The following is a 21,325-nucleotide window of genomic DNA, read 5'->3' as shown; positions in this document are numbered from 1 at the left end:
CCGCCGGTCAGATCGCCTCCTCTGTCGACCGCGTCGGATTCCCGAACCGGTGGTTGGTTATCGAGATGGCCTGCTCGTGCAGGAACGGCAGCACCTCGACTCGCCCCGAGGGTGTGACCAAGCCGGAATAGACCGCGACATCCGGGATGCCGCCGAGCGCCGCAGCCAGTTCCGCCGGGTCGCCGCCGATCAACCGGATGCGATGGTCCGGAATGCGCTGCGCACGCACCCGTGAGAGCCAGTGGGCGTCGGACTCGACAACGACCTCCACCTCGCGTTCACGGAGCAGGTGGGCGGTCCCCCTCGGCAGTTTCACGCTCGTGCTGACCGAGAACCGTGAGCGCGCCACCGTCGCGGACGCCATCACGCGAAGCAGTTCCGGCAGGGACGCGCCCTCCGACAGCCGAATCGTCACCGGGACCGGGAGGTAGCGGAAGAGATTTCTCTCGGCTCCGAGCCCGGAGACATCTCTCACCTGGTGATACTCCGTCGCCATCGCGATCGCATCGCTCAGGGCGGACCGGCGCACGAGGTCGAACGCGGGATAGCCCATCGACGACTGGCCTGATTCGATCAGGTCGGTCACCCGCTGTTCCAGGCCGCGCAGGTGCAGGCTGGAACTCGACTGGCCGAGGTCCGGTTCACAGCTTCCGAGCCCGATCAGGTAGTTCGGCCCTCCCGCTTTCGCCCCCGCACCGACCGCGGAACGCTTCCACCCGCCGAACGGCTGTCGCCGGACGATCGCCCCGGTGATCCCGCGGTTGACGTACAGGTTGCCCGCCTCGACGGTGTCGAGCCACTGCGCGAGTTCCTCGGAGTCGAGCGAGTGCAGACCGGCCGTGAGCCCGTACTCGATCGCGTTCTGATAGCGCACCGCCTCCTCGAGAGTCCTGGCCGTCATGATCCCGAGCACCGGCCCGAAGAACTCGGTGAGGTGGAAGTACGACCCCGGCTGGACGCCGGTCCGGATGCCGGGCGACCACAGCCTGCCGCTGCCGTCCAGCTGTTTCGGCTGAACGAGCCAGTCCTCGTCCGCACCGAGCGTGGTGAGCGCGTGCAGGAGTTTGCCGCTCGCGGGTTCGATCAGCGGACCCATCTGACTCATTGGGTCTTGCGGATAGCCGACCCGCAGGCTGGTGGCCGCATCCACGAGCTGGTTCCGGAACCGCTCGGACTTCGCGACCGAGCCCACCAGGATGACGAGGCTCGCGGCCGAGCACTTCTGCCCGGCGTGCCCGAAGGCGCTCTTCACGATGTCCGACACGGCGAGGTCGTAGTCCGCGCTCGGCGTGACGATGATCGCGTTCTTCCCGCTCGTCTCAGCCAGCAGCGGGAGGTCCGGACGCCAGGAACGGAACAGCTTGGCCGTCTCGTACGATCCGGTGAGGATGACCCGATCGACCCGGGCGTCGGCCACGAGCTGCTGCCCGAGCTCATCTTCCCCGATGTCCACAAGGACCAGCAGTTCCCGGGGGATGCCCGCCTCCCACAGCGCCTCGACCATCACCGCGCCACTGCGCTTCGCCTGCGGCGCTGGTTTGACGATCACCCCGCTGCCTGCGGCGAGCGCCGCGAGGACTCCGCCCGCCGGGATGGCGACCGGGAAGTTCCAGGGCGGAACGACCACCGTGAGCTGCGACGGAACGAACCGCGCCCCCTGGATGCTGTCGAGCTCACGCGCGAGGGTCGCGTAGTAGTGGGCGAAGTCCACCGCCTCGCTCACCTCGGGATCGGCCTCCGCGATGGTCTTGCCGGTCTCGGCCGCCATCACTTCGATCAGGCGGTCCCGATTGGCTTCCAGCGCGTGCCCGGCCCGATCGAGGAGGCCGGCGCGCTCCTTGCCGCTGCGCGCCCCCCACGCGGCCCCTGCCGCGCGCACGCTTTCGAGAAGGCCGTCCAGCGTCGCCGGTTCGCTGACAGCCGCACTCGCAATCGCCGCGGCCCCGAGCTCACTCGCCCCCGACCGGCTCAGGATGCGGCGGCCCCACGCCCGGTTGGCTGCGAGCGAGGGATCGGTGTCAGCGGCGTTCTCGAACCCCGAGCGCCCCTCATCTCGGCTCGTCCGCTCCCCGACGGCGCCGTCAGCCTCCAGGCCGCCGCTCGACCCGCGGGTGAGGCCGAGCACCACGCTCGTCAGGCCCTCGTCCGCAGCTCCCGCCACCGGGTCGTCCGCCGGTGGCCGTGTGAAGGCGTCCGCCGTCGATTCCTCCCACTCCCGGGTGCGATCCTGTGTGCGGTTCGGAAGCGGTGCTGCTTCATGCGACAAGGCATCCGCCTCGAACTCCGCCACCGAGGCGAGGAAGCGCTGCCGCTCACGCTCGAACAGCTCGGGGTCCGACCCGAGCTCGAACACCGCCGACATGAAGTTCTCCGGGCTCGCGTTCTCCTCCAGCCGGCGGATGAGGTACGAGATCGCGACATCGAACTCGGCCGGATTGACCACCGGCGTGTACAGCAGCAGCTCTCCGACCGTCCGCTTCACGGCCTCCGCCTGAGCCGTCGCCATCCCGAGCAGCATCTCGACGTCGATCCGCTCGGCGACCCCGCGCCGAGAGGCGAGGAGCCACGCGAAGGCGACGTCGAACAGGTTGTGTCCCGCGACGCCGATCTTCACAGCATCGGTGTGCTCCGGCCTCAGCGCCCAGTCCAGCACACGCTTGTAGTTCGCGTCGGTCGCCTGCTTGCTGCTGTAGGTGGCCAGCGGCCAGCCGTGGATCGCGGCATCCACCCGCTCCATCGCCAGGTTCGCGCCCTTCACGACCCGCACCTTGATCGGAGCGCCGCCCGCGATCCGTCGTTCGGTCGCCCATTCTGTGAGCCGCTGAAGCGCGTCGAGCGCGTCCGGGAGGTAAGTCTGGAGCACGATCCCCGCCTCCAAACGGAGGAACTCCGGCTTGCTCAGGACGCCAGTGAACACCGCCATCGTGAGGTCGAGATCGCGATATTCCTCCATATCGAGGTTGATGAACGTCGGCGTCGGCGACGACGCGGCCAGCTGGTAGAGCGGCGTCAGCCGCTCGACGACACGTGCGACCGTCTCATCGAATGACCACATCGACAGCTGGGAGGCGATCGACGACACCTTGATCGAGACATAGTCGACGTCGTCCCGGGCCAGCAGCGCACGAGTGCCTTTCAGCCGCCGCGCCGCCTCCCTCTCCCCGAGAACCGCCTCGCCGAGCAGGTTGAGGTTCAGGCGCGCGCCATGGCCGGCCGGGTCGTGGGGTGCGCGCAGGTGCGCGATGGCGGGCCCGAGCTTCTCGGGCGTCGCGTCCACGACGAGATGGCCGACCATCCGCCGAAGCACGCGGCGCGCGATCGGAATGACCACCCACGGCAGCACCGGGCCGAAGACACCGCCCAGCCAGATCGCGAACCGCATGTACCAGGGCAGGAACGCCGGAATCTTCTTCGCGACGCGCTGCAGGTTGTACCCCGCGACGAAGAGGTCCTGAGGCCGGGCCACCCCGTCTACGAACCCGACCGCGAATTCCAGGCCGTCCGGATCGCGCAGCACACCCGCCAGACGCTCGGCCGCCGGGTCCTCGTGGACCGTCTCCCCACCGCGCCCCGCGCTCTGCGCGAGCCACGAGCGCACGAGCTCGACCGCCTCATCGGCCAATCGGCTCGCGGCCACGTCCCTGCTCTCAACCATGTCCACGACTGTATTCCTCACTGCCTGGGCGGGATGCCGACCGTCCGAATCTGTGGACAATTCGCAGCCGCGCGGAACCTGTGGAGTACATTCTCGGGTCTGGCTATGATCGGAAAAAGCGAATGTTTCCGAACCATAGTGTGAAGCTGAACCGAATGGATGCGCGATGCTCGACACTCGTAAGCTCCGCCTCCTCCACGAGCTGAGAATCCGCGGCACCGTCTCCGGCGTGGCCAAAGCCCTGTCGTACAGCCCGTCCTCCGTCTCCCAGCAACTCGCCGCCCTGGAACGGGAGGTCGGCACGGTCCTCCTCGTCAAATCCGGGCGCCGGCTTCGGTTCACCCCGCAGGGCGAACTCCTCGCCGAGCGCACGACCGGCATTCTGGACGCTCTCGACGCCGCCGAGTCGGCGGTCGCGACCTCCGGCACAACCGTCAGCGGCGTCGTGCGGATCGCCGTCTTCCAGTCCGCCGCGCACGCCATCCTGCCCACCGCCCTCGACTCCCTCGCACGCGACTTCCCCGAACTCCGCGTCGAAATCGCCGAGCGCGAACCGGACCAGGGGCTGTTCGAGGTGTCCGCGCGCGACGTCGACCTCGCCATCGCCGAGCAGTACCCCGGCAGCGCCCGGGGGATGCGCAGCGACCTGGACCGCGCCGAGCTCGCGACCGACAGCATCCACCTCGCCACCGCCAAACGACGGGATGCCCGCATCCGAACCACCTCCCTCACCGCCGCCGCCGGCCTGCCGTGGGTCCTCGAACCCGAGGGGACCGCCGCCCGCACCTGGGCCGTCCAGCTCTGCCGCACAGCCGGCTTCGAACCCGATGTCCGGTTCGAGACCGCCGACCTGGTCGCGCACATCCGGCTCATCGCTTCGGGGAACGCGGTCGAACTGCTGCCCGGCCTCGTCTGGTCCGGCGACGAGCCGAGCATTTGCCTCCTCCCCCTGCCGGGTTCTCCACGCCGCACGATCTTCACCTCCGCCCGCCGCTCCGTCGCCGCCAGCCCGGGTGTGGTGGCGTGCCGCCGGGCTCTCGCCGCGGCGATCCCGTGACCGCCGGCCGGCCTCGCCGCCCGGGTCCCGTCCCCTAGGCTCGTCTCCATGAGCGACCCCGAAGCCCATCGAGGCACCGCAAGTCACGATGTGGTGATCGTCGGCGGCGGTCACAACGGACTCACCGCCGCCGCCTACCTGGCGAGCGCCGGCAAGAGCGTCATCGTGCTGGAACGCCTGGACGATGTGGGCGGCGCTGCCGTAAGTACACAAGCTTTCCCCGGTGTCGAGGCGCGCCTCTCCCGGTACTCCTCCCTCGTCAGCCTGCTTCCCCAGCGCATCGTCGACGACCTGGGCCTCGACATCCGCCTCGCCCGCCGCCGCCACTCCTCGTACGTTCCCGTCCCGGGCGACCCGGACAGCGCAGGACTGCTGATCGACGGCGACGACGATGCGGCGACGGCGTCCTCCTTCTCGCTCATCGGCGCCGCGGGCGACGCCGCCGCCCTCACCGCGTTCTCCGCAGCGACCGGGAAAGCGGCCCGCGCGCTCTGGCCAACTGTCACCGAACCTCTCCTCACCCGGTCGGAAGCCCGGGCCCTCGTCGCGGACGACGAACTGTGGGAGGCGCTGATCGAGCGCCCGATCGGCGGTTTCATCGAGACCCGCCTGCGCAACGACCTCGTTCGCGGCGTTGTGGCGACCGCCGGCCTGATCGGCACCTTCGCGAGCACCGACGATCCCGAACTCGCCCAGAACCGCTGCTTCCTGTACCACGTCATCGGCCAGGGGACCGGCCACTGGGATGTTCCGGTCGGCGGCATGGGCGCTGTCACCGACGAGCTCCTGCGCGTCGCCCGCGAAGCCGGCGCGCGCATCGTCACCGGAGCGGAGGTAACCGGCATCGCTCCCGGTGGCAGCGTCAGGTACACCCGCAACGGCCACGAACGCCGCGTCGACGGCACGCACATCCTCGTCAATGCCGCCCCCGCTGTCCTGGACCGCCTGCTCGGCGAAGAACCCACCACCCCGCGACCGCAGGCCGAGGGCGCGCAGGTCGCCGTCAACCTCCTCCTCAAACGCCTCCCGCACCTGCGCGACCAGTCGATCGACCCGAAAGCGGCCTTCGGCGGGACCATCCACATCAACGAGAGCTACACGCAGCTGGAACAGGCCCACTCCGGGATGCTCCGCGGCGTCATGCCCGACCTCCTCCCGTGCCAGATCTCCTGCCACACCCTCACCGACCCCAGTGTCCTAGACCCGGATCTGGCGGCATCGGGCGCGCAGACGATCGCCGTCTTCGGCCTGCACACCCCTGACCGCTGGCTCACCGACGAGAACAACGAAGCGACCCGGCAACGCCTCCAGACTGCCGCGCTCGCCTCACTGAACTCCGTCCTCGCCGAGCCGATCGAAGACCTCCTCCTCACCGATGCGAACGGCGATCCCTGCATCGAGACGAAGACCACACGCGACCTCGAACGCGACCTCAACCTGCCCGGCGGCAACATCTTCCACGGCCCACTCACCTGGCCATTCGCTGAAGACGGCGACCCGCTGGACACACCGGCCGAGCGCTGGGGCGTCGCCACCGAGCACCCCCGCATCCTGCTCTGCGGCTCGGGCGCTCGCCGTGGGGGCGCGGTCAGCGGACTCGGGGGGCACAACGCGGCGATGGCCGTGCTGGAGGGCTGAGAGCACTCGAACCCGATGCCCAGAAACCTCCCTCTGCGCTGCGCGAAGACGTGGCTAAGGTGGGGAACACCAGCAATTCGGACTCCCGGGAGGTCACCATGATGCGGCAGCCGACAGGACGGCTCCTCCGCAAGGACGACGGAGTGTATGTGGTCCTCGACCGGATCTTCCGAGCCCCGATCGAAGAGGTCTGGTCCTACTTCTCCCGATCCTCACGCCTCGCCCAGTGGATCGGAGAGTACACCGGCACACCCTCGACGGGGGCGGTCCGGTTCCGGATGAACCAGGAGGGCGACGACGCCGAGTGGGAGAACGTCGCCATTCTTCTGTGCGACGCGCCACACCGCCTCCATGTCGATGTCGGCAGGTCCCCGAGTACGCTCGTGATGTACGCACACCTCACCGAGGCCAGCGGCTACAGTCGCTCTCCGGAGACGAAGCGAACGTGGGCGTCGGCCGGGACTTCCGCCTCGACCGTCTCGTCGCCGCACACGATGGCAAGACGCCACCGGACTGGGACGACTATTACCCATCGATGCTTGAGCACTACGAGACGCTCTGCCGCGAACTCGACCACGACCTCCGGACCGAGCGCCTCTCCGCTCAGCAGAGAAGGTGAGCGGTTCAGTTCCCTTTATTGGCAAGGAATTAATGGGTATGGTCCCCACATTACTACCCACATAGCTCAGTAAAGCTCTCCCCGAGGTGGCGGCCTTTTTCGAGTGTGGGCAGAGTGTGGGCGGGGGTGTGGGCTGCGTGGGAGGACTGTGACAGGTGGGTGCCGGCTGTGGATCCACGATGATCCCCGTGTGTCGTCTTTGCCGAGCGTATCTGTTATATTTGCTCTATGACGGGGCGGGGTTCGTCACGTTGTACTTCCTAGGGCCTCGCTTCGCGGGGCTCTAGTGCTATCTAGGGTCGCCAGGTGAGGTAGTGCTTGGTGCTGCGGCGCATTGTGTTCCATAGGCGCTGTGTAGACTCCTGCTGGAACGTGTTCAACTCGTGGTGGGAGTCCCAGCGTCGGAACAGGAACGTGGCCATGTCTACCGCCTGAAGGTTGCGGTCGATCTGATCTTGATCAGAGTCATGGCTTCCGGGCGGTGACGTCGTACTCGAAAAGCGCCTTGTTCGAGTTGCGCTTGCGGATCGTTTCGACATGCACGTCAGTGAACCCGAGAGCGCGAAGCATCTCCGCGTACCAGCGTTGCACCGGCACCTCGTGTCCCGAGAACGTCGAGTTGCCGACGATGTACGATACCGACCCGCCGCTCTTGACGTGCGGAGCGATCGCTTGGAAGTGAAGCCACATGTCGTAGTGGTACTTGTGTACATAGGCGGCGAGCAGTCTCCCGCTCTTGCCCCCGTCTTGTTCGATGGCCGAGGCCACCTTTAGCAGTTCGTCATCGACCGGCGTGGGGTAGTCCGCCGCCCAGGTCGCCAGCTTTGATGTTGCCGTGCCCCACGTGCCACCGATGGCCTTCCAGTCGAGCGCCCCTGCGTCGCTGGCCTCGTCCAGGAACCGCATCCAGTACATGTAGGGGCGGAGCTCCCGGATGTACGACATGCGGTTGCAGTAGGGTGGCGAGGTCAGCACGAGGTCCGCCGGTTCGAGCGTGGTCACGCCGGTTCTTGAGTCACCGCGGCGGATCACAGCGGAGCCTGGGAGGTCGATGGACGCTGACACCGCGAGATAGCGTGCCTCTGTGAGGAACACTTCGCGTGTCTGTTCCGCGTCGGCTATGTCGAAGCGTGTACGTGGAGCCGCGTCCTTGAATGACATCGACTGGTGGTTGAAAGCGGCCCCCGACACGTCGATCAGGGTCCGGCAGAACGCGATATCGAGCAGATCGCGGACCTCGCCGTCGTACTCATCGATGCTGGCGCGTAGGGTTCGCAGAGCGTGTAGGGCTCCCCGGCTCCACCAGCGCTCGATCTTGAAGATGCGCGGTTGCCAGAGTCGGTCGCGCACCGGGTAGGACCGGGACGCTTCCACCACGACCACCGCCAACTCGGAGAACTGACGCGGTGTCTCTGCGGCATAGTGGCGGATCTTCACGCCACCGAGCCAGATGAGGAACGGATTGACATCCACCGACTGCCCGAGGTGCCCGAGTTCCGCCACTGCGAGCGGCGTTGTCCCCGTGCCACTGAACGGGTCTGTGACCACCGACCCAGGCTCCAGCGCCTCCAGTCGTTCGCGAACTAGCCGGATGCCATAGGACGGGGTGAGTCGGAGCCACCCATGACGGCCAACTCCGGCGTTGGCCTTGAACGTCATGTGCTCATTGCGAGCGAGGATGTCGGTCACTTCGGCTCCAGGAGTTGGGTCAGGATGTCGTTCACTCCTGCACGGAGATCGTCGGCGTTCCTCTCGAAGAAGCCCGCCAGGTCGTAACCCACCGTGTCCTTCATGAACGCGAACGTTGATGTAAGTGGGTCGTTGATCGTCGTGCCCGTTAACACCGCCCATCGCCCGGTGGTGTAGCGCAACCGAACTGTCGAGTTCATCTGTGTGCTCATGATCGTGAGCACCGGAAGATATCCGTGGCTGATCGCTTGCGTCGATGAGAGGAGGTCGGCGTTCTGTCGCTTCGAGTCGGCGGATTTATAGCCCTGCCGCACTTCGAGTACGACGCCTCGGAGTGGAACCTTGATCTTCGCCGCGCGCTTCTGGGTCTCGATCCACGCCGCGAGACGGTCCCGCTGGGTGCGGTCCTTGACTACATCAAGCTCGACGCGACCGTCGAGCGTGAGCAGTCGAACTTGACCGCCGGAGGGGTACTCGTAGCTCCAGCGGACCTGCTCGTCTGTGAGGTCGAGTTCGTCTCTGAGCACGGCCCGCACGAGGCGCTCGGAGCCGATGCCGAGCTGGCGGTACAGGCTCGTCATGCCGCCCGCCGCTTTGTGTGCGGCGAACATGAGTGGGCTATCCAGTCCGAGCCAGTGATAGAGCGGGTCGGCGCCGTAGAGCGCGGTGAACCCGTCGAGGTCAACCGGGTCCCCTCCGCCCATCTTGGGGAGGTAGCTGGCGCTGGTGCGAAGCGACGCAAGGATGATCTCGCGATACGTCGCGTCGCGCTCAGCTTGGGTCATTCCTCCACTCTAGGGGGCTCTGGCCCAGGCCGAAACGCCGAAACAGCCCCGCCCCACCCGTGTGAGGGGTGGGCCGGGGCGGTTGGGCATCCAGCGCTATCCGGTAAATGTTCCGGAGAGGTCTTCAAAGAGTCGGTTTCCGTACTTGTATTCGAGCATGCGTTTGCGGTGCATCTGGTGAACCGCGACACCAGGAGCAATCCCGAGGTCTCGCGCTGTCGAAGCGATCTCGCGGTCTCGTGTGAGTCCTCGGAAGTGCGCGAGTCCGTCCTTGCCGAAGAGCACTTCCATAGCGAAGGCGTTGGCCTTCTGCTCGGCTGCGCTGTTACGTTTCTTCTCGGTGCTGTACTCCAAATGCATCTCGCCACGTGGATCGCCAAGGACATGGCCCAGTTCGTGGAAGAGCGTCCAGATTACGAAGCCATCGCGACCCCAACGCCCTGTCTGTTGAATGACCGGTACTCTTTTATCGATCCAGCGAGTCATTCCGAGGAGAAGGAACCGCTTGGGTGGCTCTACGACCATGAACACCACCCCGACATCCGCGAGCATGTTGGCGATGTCTCGGAGCATCGTCGAGTCCGGAGAAGCAGCTCGGGACCGTAGTCCTGGAATCGCATCACGCAGACGGTTGGCATCGTAGTCGTAGCTACGGCCGCGCTCGAACGGTTCGGCGAGCTCTCTGCCGCGCGCAGCCAGGTTGTCAGCACAGTCGTGGCGATCGTCGCGCCGGAGTCTTTCAATGCCGCCAGCGCATAGTCGCAGGTTGACGCGGTTTTGTGGAGGTTTTCATATGCCTCCCACGTCCCACATCGATGGAAGCTGAGGAAGTCCGAGACGAGCGCACCTGGTGAGCGGCGGGTGGCTTTTGTGGCACCAAGGTCTCGGAGATAGAGGTCGCTGAGCTTCGCCACTTCCCGCGTTGGTCGCTGATGGGCGTTCTGGACGAACCTCTTGCGGAGGTAGACGTAGGTGAGCATGTCGACTGCTTGGAGCGCCCGGTGTGCCCGCGAGTCCTCCCATCTGAAGTTGGGCAGTATCGTTGAGAGATACCGATGGTTGTAGCCGGGCGTGCGCCCCTGGCCTGGAACTGGTTGATTCGAGTCTGAAAGTACCACCACCAACAAGCTCAAGACACTCTCAGCAGCTTAACACCCGTCGAGTTCGAAACCAAACTAACCCAACCGCTTACACACACAGCCCAGAACGAGCCTGCCACCAATCCATTCAGCACACCCTCACAGGTAAGTCAGAGTGGATTTTGTTATCCATTCGTGGGGCAGATCGTTATACTAACGGCCGTGAGCTCCTGGTCGGAATTCAGATAGATGTGAGCATCAATCAAACTAGGATATCACATAAATTATTTATTTTAAGGATGTGTATACAGTGGATTTTAAGCTTGGAAAGCTCCCCCCGAAGGAAATTGCTTTTAAATTCAGAGACTATGCCGTTTCTATCCCTACTCCTCCAACGAGGATGGGTCATCAGGAGTTGTCGGATTCAAATATGTTCGCGAACGACAGGATAGGGGACTGTGTTTGCGCTGGTGCCGGCCATGAGACACTGCTGTGGAATCGTGAATCCGGAAGAAAAGTGGAGATTACTGATAAACAGGTGATCAGTATGTACTCAGATATAACCGGCTATGACCCGAAGGACCCGAGCACGGACCAGGGAACCACTGTGGCCGATGCTGCCTCTTGGCGGAGAAAGAAGGGTTTGGAAGATGCCACAGGGAAGCGCCATAGAATTGCTGCTTATACCTCCATATCGCCTTCAAATAAAACAGAGCATATGCAGTCTATTTGGCTTTTTTCCGCTGTTGGGATTGGCTTTGATGTCCCACGTTCGGCGATGGTTCAGTTCCAAAATAACGAGCCATGGGAAGTTGTCCAAGGATCTCAGCCGGAAATAGTGGGCGGGCACTATGTTGCCGCCGTCGGCTATGACACCAAATATCTCTACGTGATCACTTGGGGGAAAATTCAAAAAATGTCTTGGGATTTTCTTGAAAAATATAATGATGAATCATTTACCTACCTGTCAAAAGAGTTTCTTGACAAAAAAGGCAAGAATCCTGAAGGCTTCGATCTAGAAGCCCTTAAACTGGACCTTTCACGTTTGTAAGAGGTGGGTTTCCGGAACGTTGCGATCCTAAGGCCCCGCGGCGGTTGGGATCTTAAGTGTTTTAGGGCAGCCACACGCAGAATCTACTGTAGCGATCGCGCGTTAATATTACGCGCCGTTCCGTCACAGTTCAGACCCGGCAACACCACCACGCCCCGGCTCACCCGTGAGGGGTGAGCCGGGGCGTGGTGGTGTTTGTTGACTGTCAGGTGGTTGTGGGTGGGATGGTGGCGGGGTTCTGTGTCGGGTTGGCGGGTGTGGTGGCGGGGGTTTGGGTGTTGGTTTTTTCATGGTGCCGAGGCCGATGGTTGTCAGCCACCGGTTGATGGTGGGGATGGCCATGATGCGGGTGAGAGCGGCGGCAATCCCGGTGATGGCGGCGGCGAGGCCGACCAGCCACAGGTAGACCTTCGAGGTGACGGGGAGGCCGAGGGCGTCGATGACCTGCGGGAGGATCACCGCGAAGGTCAGGAAGGCGGGGATCCCTGCCTGGATGATCGTGCGGAGGACCCGTTGGCCGGTGTGAATAATGTCCGGGATCTCGGCGGTGAGGTGCTTGCTCATGATTCTCCTTCGGGAAGGCGGGGGTGTTCGAGGTTGTCGATGTGTTGGTCGGTGTGGGAGAGGTCGGATCGGAGTTGGCGGATGTCGTGGCGGATGCCGCCGATGTCGCGCATGATCGTGCGCACGGTGACGGCGACGGTGTTGATGCCACGGATGACCGCGCCGTGTTTCTCGTCCATGTCGTCGCGGAGGGGCTGGTCATGGTCGTTAGTGACCTCGTAACGGATCGCGTCGGTGCTTCTGGCCTGTCGGCGGCCCATCACGTAGATGAGCGCGACCGCGACCGCCTGCATCGACCCGATCGCCCCGAGAAGGACGGCATCGCTCATCGCGCGGTCATCCCTGGGATGCGTGGGCGAACACGTCTTTGATCGCGGTCTCGCACGCGGCCTGGACTTGTTCAGGGGTGAGGGAGAGGCCACTGTTGGCCTGGATGCCGGCCAGTACGGCGGGGACGAGAAGGGCGGACACGGACTTCGCGAGGGCCACGGGGTCGCCGCCCTGTTGTGCGCGGAGGCGTGCGGTGCGGGATGCGAGGATGCCCCACACCGTCCCGTCGCCTTCCGCATGGACGGGCTCGACCAGGCCCGTGCGGGTCAGGGCCTGGAACTCGTCCGCGGTCAGCCAGTCGAGGGTCCCGTCCGGGTTCAACGTGCCGATCGCGCCGGAGGCATCACCCGTCTTGATCATCTGGATCCTCATGTCATCCTCCAAAAGGGTTGGGGTTGTGAAAGCCGTGATCAGCGACGTTTGGGCTTTGTTACGGTCGATGGGGGTAGAGGTGTACTGCCATACCGTCCAGGTGGGCCACCACCGGATGGGTGGTGGGGGCGGGTTGTAGGACGCGATCCACAAGGGCGCGCCGACGGCGACGACGGCGGACCAGTCCATGCCGTCCATGAGCGACTTGTTCAGATACACGCCCGGGACCACCCCGAGACGGGTCTTCACCTGGTTCAGGAAGGCGAGCGCCTGCGCCGGATCCCAGGCTGCCGTGTTCGTTGACGGTTCCGCCTCGACATCCAGCCACAGCGAATCCCCCACCTCATAGGCCAGGTTCGCAATAAAGAAGTCCGCACACACCACTGGGTCGAGGTTCCCGTTGAAGAAGTAATGCCCAACATGCTTCCCAGCTTCACGGGCGCCTGCGACCTGTGCCCGGTAGCAGGACCCCACGGTGAGTCCGATGTTGGCGCGGGAAGCGTTGATGATCACGAAATCCTCACCCGCAGGGGTGTAGTCACCCTGCATATAGGAGATATCAACACCCTCAAGCAGGGTCATGGTCGTATTTCCATGACTGTTATCAGCGCCCCCTGGTGGCGGGGGTGATCAATGATCAACATGGGGACCTTCCAATCCGGGTGTTCTTATTCATTCAGGATGATCGGGAGTACCTTTTGTGGTATGAGGAAGCAAGAGCTGGTTCTTGGTGGTGTCGCGATCGCTGTGGCGGCTGCGTTGTTCGGCACCGCGTCGTGGGCTGCTATCACCCGCACGGGCACCGTTCCGGCCCCCGTGACGGCTCTTGCTCCTGTCGCGGATGCGGGGAGGCCGAAGGCGCAATCCGCTCCCCCGGTCGCGGTCGCCCCGCAGGCTGCCGCCCCGCTGCCGTACCGCTGTCGGCTTCGAAGCCAGTCTCCAAAGCGTCCGCGCCCACAGCGTCGGCCACTCGGGCTCAGGATGATGCTGGCCCCGATCCGGCACCAGACCCGCAACCCGCGCCGGAGGAGAACCTCAGCCCGACGGCGTGGTTCCATTACGTGCCGGCGAACCCTGTCCCGATCATTCCCTCGTCGGTGACGCCGCCGAGGGAGCCGGGGTTCCAGATCTCGCTCGCGAATCCGAATGTGCCGTATGACCCGGTGACGAACCCGCACCCGGTCTATGTGTTCTACAAGGGCTGCGAGACCCGGACTGCGGTCTGCGATGTCTCTGAATTTTGGGGTGCAGCTGGGTATTGAGTTCGTCCAGGTGACGGGTTGATCGCGATCAGTATTGGAAGATGGCGAGGGCGTCGATGCTGAGGTAGTTGTCGGCGTTGGTGCCGGTGTTGTAGGCGTCGCCGCGCGCGGTGACGGTGAAGGTGTCCCCTGCGGTGACCGGTAGTTCGGCCCAGGTGCCGGCGCGGGCGCGTTGGGTTTGCTGGTCGGAGGGGACGAACACGTTAGGGCCGTCGGTTTGGGTGATCCCGAGTTCTGGGATGGTGATGGTGAGGTAGGAGAACGCGGAGACGTTCGCGGCTTTGTTGGAGCACACCACTGAGGGTGCTAGGGCGTGATGTCCAGGGGGGTTGTTTCGGCGATACGGTCGTGAGGAGTTGAGGGGCGAGGGCCTCCGGTTGTGAAGTGGAGCTGTTCAGTTCAACCGCTTCACGATCCAGGAGGCCTTCGTGTCCCACGTTAACGCTGCTCTCACACCGCGCGCTCGTCTGCGCCTTGCCAGGCTCATCGTCGAGGACCATTGGCTGGTCTCCGTCGCAGCGAAGATGTTTATGGTCTCGCCCGTTACCGCGCGGAAATGGGCGGCGAGGTTCCGCGCCGAAGGCACGGGAGGGATGACCGACCGGTCTAGCCGCCCACGATCGATGCCAACGCGGACGCCGTTGCCCGTGCTCAAGCGGATCGTGCGGGCGAGGTGGCGACGACGCCTGGGGCCGGTGCAGATCGCCGGCGAGCTTGGCCTTCCCGCCTCGACCGTCCACGCCGTCCTGGTGTGCTGCCGCATCAACCGGCTCTGCACCATTGATCGGGTCACGGGCGAGCCGATCCGTCGCTACGAGCACGACCACCCTGGATCGCTGATCCATGTCGACGTGACGAAGTTCGGCAACATCCCCAACGGCGGCGGCTGACGATTCGTCGGCCGCGTCCAGGGCGAACGCAACCGGGAAGCGACCGCCACCCGCACGAAGAGCAGGAACCACCGCTACGAGCCACGGTTGGGCACCGTGTTCGTCTACACGATCATCGACGACCACTCCCGCGTCGCCTACGCCGAGATCTGCTCCGACGAGAAGGCGGACACCGCGATCGGTGTCCTGCGGCGTGCTGTCGCCTGGTTCGCCGACCGGGATGTCAGCGTCGAACTCGTCCTCTCGGACAACGGCTCCGCCTACAAGTCCTACGCCTGGCGAGACGCCTGCACAGAGCTCGGGATCAGGGCGAAGAAGACCCGACCATACCGACCACAGACCAACGGGAAGATCGAACGCTTCCACCGCACACTCGCCGACGGCTGGGCCTACGCCCGGTTCTATGGTTCAGAGGCCGAACGACGAGAAGCACTCCCCGGCTGGCCCCACTTCTACAATCATCACCAGCACCACTCCGCCATCAGAGCCCCACCCATTAGCAGAATCGACAACAACCTCCCTGGACATCACACCTAGTAACACTCTGTTCGCCAAGAGCGAACAGAGTGTTACTGCCTTTATTTTCGGGCTATGTCTGGGATGAGCGACACTGCTCCCCATCGTGCCGGTGGTGCGCAAAGCTTGTCGGGGTAGCGTTGTTTGTGCCGACTCGAACACCTCCGAAACTCTCCTAAGGTCGAATGAGCTCTCTCCACCGCACACGAATCTTCCTCGCCTCGGCCGTCGCAATGGTGGCCGCGCTCGCCTTCACCGGTTGCGCCGGCGAGCCGTCTTCTCTGGCGAAGGCCGTCGCCAAAGCGGCTGTGGTCCACACTGCCGCCTCCGTGACAGTCTCGGCGATCGAGCCGACGGCGGGCAGTGTCTCCGGCGGCACGGTGACGATCACCGGCGCCAACCTGGGGAAGGTGGCCCGAATCGAGATCGGTGGTCAGCAGGCCACCGTCACGAAGGGCTCCGGGAACAAGATGATCGTGGCCGTGCCGGCCGCGCAGGGGTTCGCCCCCGGCGCCGTGCCGATCGCGATCACGGACAAGACCGGCAAAGCGATCTCGACCGGTTCGAAGACGTACGACTACCGGGTGCAGACGCCTGTGGATAAGCAGCTCTCCTACGCGATGACGTACTGGAAGGAGTACAACACCGCCGAGTACGGCGACCTCAACCCGGTCGGCGGAGACTGCGCCAATTTCGTCAGCCAGACCCTCATCGCCCGCGGCTGGACGATGAACTCCGAGTGGTACAACAAAGACGCCGGAGACGACTGGAGCCCTTCCTGGGGATACGTGCTGGCTATGGACGACTACCTCCGCGACAACGCCGCGAAGCTCGGCCTGACGGAGTACTCGTTCGATCAGCGCGACAAGATCAAGCTCGGTGACATCGTCATGTTCGACTGGAGCGGCGACGACTCGCTCGACCATGTCCAGATCGTCTCCGGCGTGCAGCGTGAGAACAGCCAGATCAAGATCCTGATGGCCGGTCACAACGAGGACAGCGACTATCGCGACCTCGACCAGACCATCACCGTCGACCACCCGGGCGGCTCCGGCTTCTTCTGGAGCCTGCCGAGGTGACCTGCCACAAGGTGGCAGCGGCTAAACTCGTTCTGTGAAGATGGGCGATGTCCGGAAACGCGCGCTGCTCGGCAGCGCCGTCGCGCTCGTCATGGCCGTGTCCGGCTGCGCCGGCAGCGGAGCTGCGACCCGCGGCGGAAAGGGCGCGAACGGCGGGCACCGCCCCTCCGGAGTGGAAACCGCATCCCCGCGCCCGCTGCCGCCCACCTCCCCGACCCCGGCAGCCGTCGGTTTCGACAAGAAAGCGCAGTCCACCGACGACCCTGCCAGCAGCTGGGTCGTCGTCAACAAGCCGCGTCCGCTGAACCCGATCGCCTACGAGCCGCCGGATCTCGTGTACCCGGATGTGACCTTCGTCAACCGGCAGCCCCTGCGGGCGGAAGCCGCCACGGCCCTGGTCGCACTGTTCCAGGCAGGCAAGGCGGAGGCCGGTCTCGACTTCTCCGTGCAGAGCGCCTACCGCCCGTACGACTCCCAGGTGCGAGTCTATGGTTACGAAGCCGCCCGCAACGGTGTGGCCTTCGCGGACACCGGCACGGCCCGGCCACAGCGAGCACCAGACCGGCTTCGCTGTAGACATCAGTGCGGTGCCCGCCCAATGCTCCCTGTCCGCCTGTTTCGCCCAGACGCCCCAGGGCGAGTGGCTGGCCGCAAACGCCTGGCGCTTCGGCTTCCTGCTCCGCTACCCCGAGGACAAGGTGGCCGTAACGGGGTTCATGTTCGAGCCGTGGCACTACCGGTACATCGGCGTTCCCCTCGCGACGCACCTGCACGCGACCGGTGTCACGACACTCGAGGAGTTCTTCGGTCTGCCGAGCGGGACAGGGTTCTAGGGTGTGTTTGACAATGTCTTCGTCCAGGCGATGATGGCGTTGAGGACGACGGCTGCGCGGTAGGTGACGGCGTGCTTGTCGTAGCGGGTCGCGAATCCTCGCCACTGCTTGATGTGGCAGTAGCGGCGCTCGATCACGTTCCGGTTCTTGTAGTCCGCGACGTCGAGCCCGACCGGGCGTCCCCCACGTGATCCGCGGCGTTTGCGGTGGCTTTTCTGGTCGTCGGGTTCCGGGATCACGGCCTTGATCCCACGAGAACGCAGATGTCCGCGGATCGCGCGGGACGAGTACGCCTTGTCGGCCCGGACCGCGTTGGTCGGGTGCGGGGCCGGCCGGTATCGCGGCCGACCCGCAACTGCGCCATGGCAGGAACATCGACGAGTCCCCTGCCTGCCCCGGTGTGACCAGCGTCACCAAAGGCAGCCCGTTACCGTCCACGAGCTGGTGGATCTTCGTCGACAAGCCGCCACGGGAGCGGCCGATGCCGTGATCAGGCGGCTCGAGCGTCAGATCCTTGTAATTCGATCCAGCCCCCCGTGAGGCGCTTCATGTTCGTCGCGTGCTGATGCACACGAGCGATCGTGGAGTCCACCGACAACGACCAATCGACCATCCCCGCCGTGTCCGCAACCGCGGTGACCTTCGCGAGCACCCGATCCCACATCCCGTCAAACGCCATCCGGCGATGCCAGGTCCACACCGTCTGCCACAACCCGAACACCTCCGGCAGATCACGCCACGCGATCCCCGTCCGGTACCGGTAGACGATCCCCTCGACCATGAGCCGGGCGACGGAGAACTTCCGGCCCGGCCGACCCGTCGGACGTTGCAGCATCCCCTCGATCAACACCCACTGACTATCAGAAAGCATCTGAAACCGCGACACCCATTAAGACTCTCAGCCGTGACCCCAAACCATTGTCAGACACACCCTAGGCGGGACCGGCTACGAGCCGCCGGGCCTCCCCGCCCAGCGCCTCCCCGACGATCCGCTTGGCCTGCTCCTGCACCTCGCGCAGGCTCTCCTCGCCCGCGAATGACTCCGCGTAGATCTTGTACACATTCTCGGTGCCGCTCGGGCGGGCCGCGAACCAGGCTGTCGCCGTCTCGACCTTCACGCCGCCGAGCGGGGCGTCGTTGCCGGGGGCGTGGCTGAGCTTCGCGGCGATCGGCTCCCCGGCGAGTTCGGTCGCGGCGATGGCGTCGCTGTCGAGCTTCGACATCGCGGCCTTCTGCTCCGGACTGGCCGGCGCGTCCACCCGCCGATAGACGGGGTCGCCGAAGCGCTCGGTCAGCTCGCGGTAGAGCTGCGAGGGCGATTTGCCGGTCACCGCGCGGATCTCGCTGGCGAGGAGGGAGAGCAGAATGCCGTCTTTGTCCGTCGTCCACGCGCTGCCGTCGAAGCGCAGGAAGCTCGCGCCCGCGCTCTCCTCTCCGCCGAAGCCGACCGTTCCGTCGATGAGGCCCGGAACGAACCACTTGAAGCCGACCGGTACCTCCCAGAGGCGGCGGCCCAGCGATTCGGCCACGCGGTCGATGATCGAGGAGGAGACCAGGGTCTTGCCGACCGCGGCGTCCTTCCGCCACCCGGTGCGAGTGCGGAACAGGTAGTCGATCGCCACCGCGAGGTAGTGGTTGGGGTTCATCAGGCCACCGTCGGGTGTGACGATGCCGTGCCGGTCGGCGTCGGCGTCGTTCCCGGTCAGGATGTCGAAGTCGCGGCTACGCGCGACCACCGAGGCCATCGCGGAGGGGCTGGACGGGTCCATCCGGATCTTGCCGTCCCAGTCCAGCGTCATGAAGCCCCAGGCCGGATCGACCGCCGGGTTCACGACCTCCAGGTTCAGGTCGTAGGTCTCCGCGATGGCCTGCCAGTAGCTGACGCTCGCCCCGCCCAGCGGGTCGGCGCCGATTCGGATGCCGCTGTCGCGGATGGCCGCGATGTCGATGACGCTTTCGAGGTCGTCGACGTACTTCCTGCGGAAGTCGTAGGTCTCGACGCCGCTCGGCTCCGCCATCCGCACCTCCCTCATCCCGTTCGCGATGATCTCGTTGGCGCGCTTCGCGATCCAGCCGGTCGCGTCGGTGTCCGCCGGGCCGCCGTGCGGCGGGTTGTACTTGAAGCCGCCGTCTGCGGGCGGGTTGTGGCTGGGTGTGACGACGATGCCGTCCGCCCGGTCGGGATGGCCCGCGCGGTTGTAGGCGACGATCGCGTGCGAGAGGGCCGGGGTCGGCACCCAGTCTCCGAATTCGTCCACCAGTGCGCGCACCTCGTTCCCGGCGAGCACGGCCAGCGCGGTCGTGGTCGCGAACTCGCTGAGCAGGTGGGTGTCCGCCCCGATGAAGAGCGGCCCGGCGATGCCCTGCGAGGTGCGGTACTCCACGATCGCCTGGGTGGTCGCCGCGATGTGGTCCTCGTTGAACGCCGTGTTCAGTGAGGAGCCGCGGTGGCCGGAGGTGCCGAACACCACCCGCTGCCCGGGGACGCTCACATCCGGCTTGAGCTCGTAGTACGCGCGCCGCAGGGCGTCGACGTCGATCAGATCGGAGGGCTGTGCGGGGATGCCTGCTCGGGGGTCCATGCCTTCTATGCTTCCACGGTGTGCGGGCCGCCGGGAGAGGCAGGCGCCGCTCTCGGTAAGCTGAGCGCCATGTCGAGTGCCGCCCCCGAACCCTCTGCCGAGCTTCCCGCCTCCATCGACGAGGTCTACAGCTTCCTCGGACCGTCGGGCACTTTCACCGAAGCGGCGCTCGCGCAGGTTCCGGAGGCCCGCGGGAAGCGCTGGCGGGCCGTCGGCAATGTGGGGGAGGCGCTGGCGGATGTGGTCGCCAGGCGCAGTGTCGCGGCCATGATCGCGATCGAGAACTCCATCGAGGGGGGCGTGTCGGTGGCGCAGGATGCGCTGGCCACGGTCCCGGGTCTGCGGATCGTCGGCGAATACCTCGTCCCGGTGGATTTCATCCTCGTCGCCCGGCCCGGAACGACGCTCGGCGATGTGCGGACGATCAACGCGCATCCCGTCGCCTACGCCCAGTGCCACCGGTGGCTCGACGCGAACCTGCCCGAGCACGGGCATCTGCCCGCCGCCAGCAACGTCGCGGCCGCGGCCGCTCTCTTCGGGGGCGGAGCCGGCGGCAGCGCCGACGCCGCGATCGCCCCGCCCGGGATCGTGGACCACCACGACGTCGTCGTGCTCGCCGAGAGCATCGGCGACGACCCGAACGCTGTCACCCGGTTCGTGCTCGTCAGCACCTCGCACTCCGTCCCGGCGCCGACCGGCGCCGACAAGACGAGTCTCATCGCCGAGCTGCCGGACGACCGTCCCGGCGCGCTGCTCGAACTCCTCGAACAGTTCTCCACCCGCGGCATCAACCTGAGCCTGATCGAGTCCCGCCCGATCGGCGACGCCCTCGGACGGTACCGCTTCGTCATCGACGCCGACGGCCACATCCGCGACGAGCGCGTGGCCGAAGCCCTGCTCGGTCTGCGCCGATTCAGCCCGGGTGTCCTCTTCCTCGGTTCCTACCCGCGCGCTGACGGCGTGGGCGTCGACTTCGACCAGCGCTACCGGAACGGCGTGTTCACGGAGGCGCGGGAGTGGCTGGCCTCCCTCGTCGACGATGCCGGCCGCTAGCCTCGCACCCGCAGCCCGCCCTTGTCCACCCGCCGGCGGCGAGCACGAGCCGGGCGCCGCGTTCCATCGCGTGCCGGGTCTGAGCCTGGCCGCCCTCCTCCGCCGTGGTCGGCAGCCACAGCAGCTCCACATCGCCCGCACGCTCGGCGGCAGACTCGACCGCCGCGCGGACGCGGGTCACGTCGATGCGCACCGGGTTGTAGACCACGGCGACGATTCTGCCCTCCACCCCCGCAGCGTCCGCCATGAGATCACGCTATCCGACGGCGAT

The 21,325-nt window shown here is 65.6% G+C and carries 18 protein-coding genes and 3 pseudogenes; 10 read left to right on the top strand and 11 right to left on the bottom strand.

Features of this window, described 5'->3' with window-relative positions:
- Positions 1 to 7: 7 nt before the first annotated feature.
- Complete coding sequence (locus LXX_RS01230) at positions 8 to 3,655, bottom strand: proline dehydrogenase family protein (protein ID WP_041768039.1); 3,648 nt, start codon at positions 3,653 to 3,655, stop codon at positions 8 to 10.
- Between the two features lie 166 nt (positions 3,656 to 3,821).
- Between LXX_RS01230 and LXX_RS01225 the strand changes: the two genes are divergently transcribed.
- From LXX_RS01225 to LXX_RS15105, 4 genes and pseudogenes are all read left to right on the top strand, one after another.
- Positions 3,822 to 4,712: a LysR family transcriptional regulator gene (locus tag LXX_RS01225; protein ID WP_011185299.1), complete on the top strand. Its 891-nt coding sequence runs from the start codon at positions 3,822 to 3,824 to the stop codon at positions 4,710 to 4,712.
- A 48-nt stretch (positions 4,713 to 4,760) separates the two neighbouring features.
- Complete coding sequence (locus LXX_RS01220; RefSeq protein WP_011185298.1) at positions 4,761 to 6,350, top strand: phytoene desaturase family protein; 1,590 nt, start codon at positions 4,761 to 4,763, stop codon at positions 6,348 to 6,350.
- Between the two features lie 98 nt (positions 6,351 to 6,448).
- Positions 6,449 to 6,655: pseudogene (locus LXX_RS15110) on the top strand (hypothetical protein); the annotation flags it as partial.
- Positions 6,656 to 6,795: 140 nt separating this feature from the next.
- Entirely contained in the window at positions 6,796 to 6,969 is a 174-nt protein-coding gene (locus LXX_RS15105; protein WP_011185297.1) for a hypothetical protein, read from the top strand.
- 465 nt (positions 6,970 to 7,434) lie between these two features.
- Here LXX_RS15105 and LXX_RS01210 read toward each other — a convergent pair whose 3' ends face one another.
- The 3 genes from LXX_RS01210 to LXX_RS15100 form a co-directional block, all read right to left on the bottom strand.
- Positions 7,435 to 8,658, bottom strand: coding sequence for a DNA methyltransferase (locus tag LXX_RS01210; protein ID WP_011185296.1), 1,224 nt, complete (start codon positions 8,656 to 8,658; stop codon positions 7,435 to 7,437).
- Positions 8,655 to 9,443 (bottom strand): hypothetical protein, encoded by a 789-nt coding sequence (locus tag LXX_RS01205; protein WP_041766946.1) that lies wholly within the window; start codon positions 9,441 to 9,443, stop codon positions 8,655 to 8,657. Before LXX_RS01205 ends, LXX_RS01210 begins: the two co-directional genes overlap by 4 nt.
- Positions 9,444 to 9,539: 96 nt before the next feature.
- The gene (locus LXX_RS15100) at positions 9,540 to 10,016 is read right to left on the bottom strand and encodes an ImmA/IrrE family metallo-endopeptidase (RefSeq protein ID WP_011185295.1); all 477 of its coding nucleotides are present in this window, start codon (positions 10,014 to 10,016) and stop codon (positions 9,540 to 9,542) included.
- An 816-nt stretch (positions 10,017 to 10,832) separates the two neighbouring features.
- Here LXX_RS15100 and LXX_RS13985 point away from each other — a divergent pair.
- On the top strand, positions 10,833 to 11,573 hold the full coding sequence (locus LXX_RS13985; protein ID WP_141692888.1) for a hypothetical protein: 741 nt from the start codon (positions 10,833 to 10,835) through the stop codon (positions 11,571 to 11,573).
- A 123-nt stretch (positions 11,574 to 11,696) separates the two neighbouring features.
- Here the strand turns inward: LXX_RS13985 and LXX_RS01195 are convergent, their stop codons facing one another.
- From LXX_RS01195 to LXX_RS01185, 3 genes are read right to left on the bottom strand one after another with little or no spacing between them, the layout of a single operon-like run.
- Complete coding sequence (locus tag LXX_RS01195) at positions 11,697 to 12,137, bottom strand: hypothetical protein (protein ID WP_041766944.1); 441 nt, start codon at positions 12,135 to 12,137, stop codon at positions 11,697 to 11,699.
- The gene (locus LXX_RS01190; protein WP_011185144.1) at positions 12,134 to 12,466 is read right to left on the bottom strand and encodes a DUF2746 domain-containing protein; all 333 of its coding nucleotides are present in this window, start codon (positions 12,464 to 12,466) and stop codon (positions 12,134 to 12,136) included. The genes LXX_RS01195 and LXX_RS01190 overlap by 4 nt, the downstream gene beginning before the upstream one ends.
- 7 nt (positions 12,467 to 12,473) lie before the next feature.
- Complete coding sequence (locus LXX_RS01185) at positions 12,474 to 13,421, bottom strand: glycoside hydrolase family 25 protein (protein WP_011185145.1); 948 nt, start codon at positions 13,419 to 13,421, stop codon at positions 12,474 to 12,476.
- A 479-nt stretch (positions 13,422 to 13,900) separates the two neighbouring features.
- On the opposite strand from LXX_RS01185, the gene LXX_RS01180 reads away from it, so the two are divergent.
- The gene (locus tag LXX_RS01180) at positions 13,901 to 14,101 is read left to right on the top strand and encodes a hypothetical protein (RefSeq protein ID WP_041766942.1); all 201 of its coding nucleotides are present in this window, start codon (positions 13,901 to 13,903) and stop codon (positions 14,099 to 14,101) included.
- Between the two features lie 28 nt (positions 14,102 to 14,129).
- Here the strand turns inward: LXX_RS01180 and LXX_RS01175 are convergent, their stop codons facing one another.
- Positions 14,130 to 14,399, bottom strand: coding sequence for a hypothetical protein (locus tag LXX_RS01175; protein ID WP_011185294.1), 270 nt, complete (start codon positions 14,397 to 14,399; stop codon positions 14,130 to 14,132).
- A 130-nt stretch (positions 14,400 to 14,529) separates the two neighbouring features.
- On the opposite strand from LXX_RS01175, the pseudogene LXX_RS01170 reads away from it, so the two are divergent.
- The 3 genes and pseudogenes from LXX_RS01170 (at position 14,530) to LXX_RS16055 (ending at position 17,419) form a co-directional block, all read left to right on the top strand.
- Positions 14,530 to 15,528: pseudogene (locus LXX_RS01170) on the top strand (IS481-like element ISLxx4 family transposase).
- A 164-nt stretch (positions 15,529 to 15,692) separates the two neighbouring features.
- Positions 15,693 to 16,586 (top strand): amidase domain-containing protein, encoded by an 894-nt coding sequence (locus tag LXX_RS01165; RefSeq protein WP_041766940.1) that lies wholly within the window; start codon positions 15,693 to 15,695, stop codon positions 16,584 to 16,586.
- Between the two features lie 488 nt (positions 16,587 to 17,074).
- Positions 17,075 to 17,419, top strand: coding sequence for a M15 family metallopeptidase (locus tag LXX_RS16055; protein WP_256030775.1), 345 nt, complete (start codon positions 17,075 to 17,077; stop codon positions 17,417 to 17,419).
- On the opposite strand, the pseudogene LXX_RS13215 reads toward LXX_RS16055, so the two are convergent.
- Both LXX_RS13215 and pgm read right to left on the bottom strand, forming a co-directional pair.
- Positions 17,416 to 18,305: pseudogene (locus LXX_RS13215) on the bottom strand (IS5 family transposase). The gene LXX_RS16055 and the pseudogene LXX_RS13215 sit on opposite strands and share 4 nt — an antisense overlap.
- Before the next feature lie 46 nt (positions 18,306 to 18,351).
- Positions 18,352 to 20,001: a phosphoglucomutase (alpha-D-glucose-1,6-bisphosphate-dependent) gene (gene pgm / locus LXX_RS01145; RefSeq protein WP_011185291.1), complete on the bottom strand. Its 1,650-nt coding sequence runs from the start codon at positions 19,999 to 20,001 to the stop codon at positions 18,352 to 18,354.
- Positions 20,002 to 20,070: 69 nt separating this feature from the next.
- On the opposite strand from pgm, the gene pheA reads away from it, so the two are divergent.
- Positions 20,071 to 21,054 (top strand): prephenate dehydratase, encoded by a 984-nt coding sequence (gene pheA, locus LXX_RS01140; RefSeq protein WP_011185290.1) that lies wholly within the window; start codon positions 20,071 to 20,073, stop codon positions 21,052 to 21,054.
- Here pheA and LXX_RS01135 read toward each other — a convergent pair.
- Entirely contained in the window at positions 21,002 to 21,301 is a 300-nt protein-coding gene (locus LXX_RS01135) for a hypothetical protein (protein ID WP_041766936.1), read from the bottom strand. The two genes, pheA and LXX_RS01135, sit on opposite strands and share 53 nt — an antisense overlap.
- Positions 21,302 to 21,325 lie beyond the last annotated feature (24 nt).

Source organism: Leifsonia xyli subsp. xyli str. CTCB07 (genome assembly GCF_000007665.1).
GTDB classification, from domain to species: Bacteria; Actinomycetota; Actinomycetes; order Actinomycetales; family Microbacteriaceae; genus Leifsonia; species Leifsonia xyli_C.
Note: the sequence above shows the minus strand (reverse complement) of the source record. Positions and strands in the feature narration are given on the sequence as shown.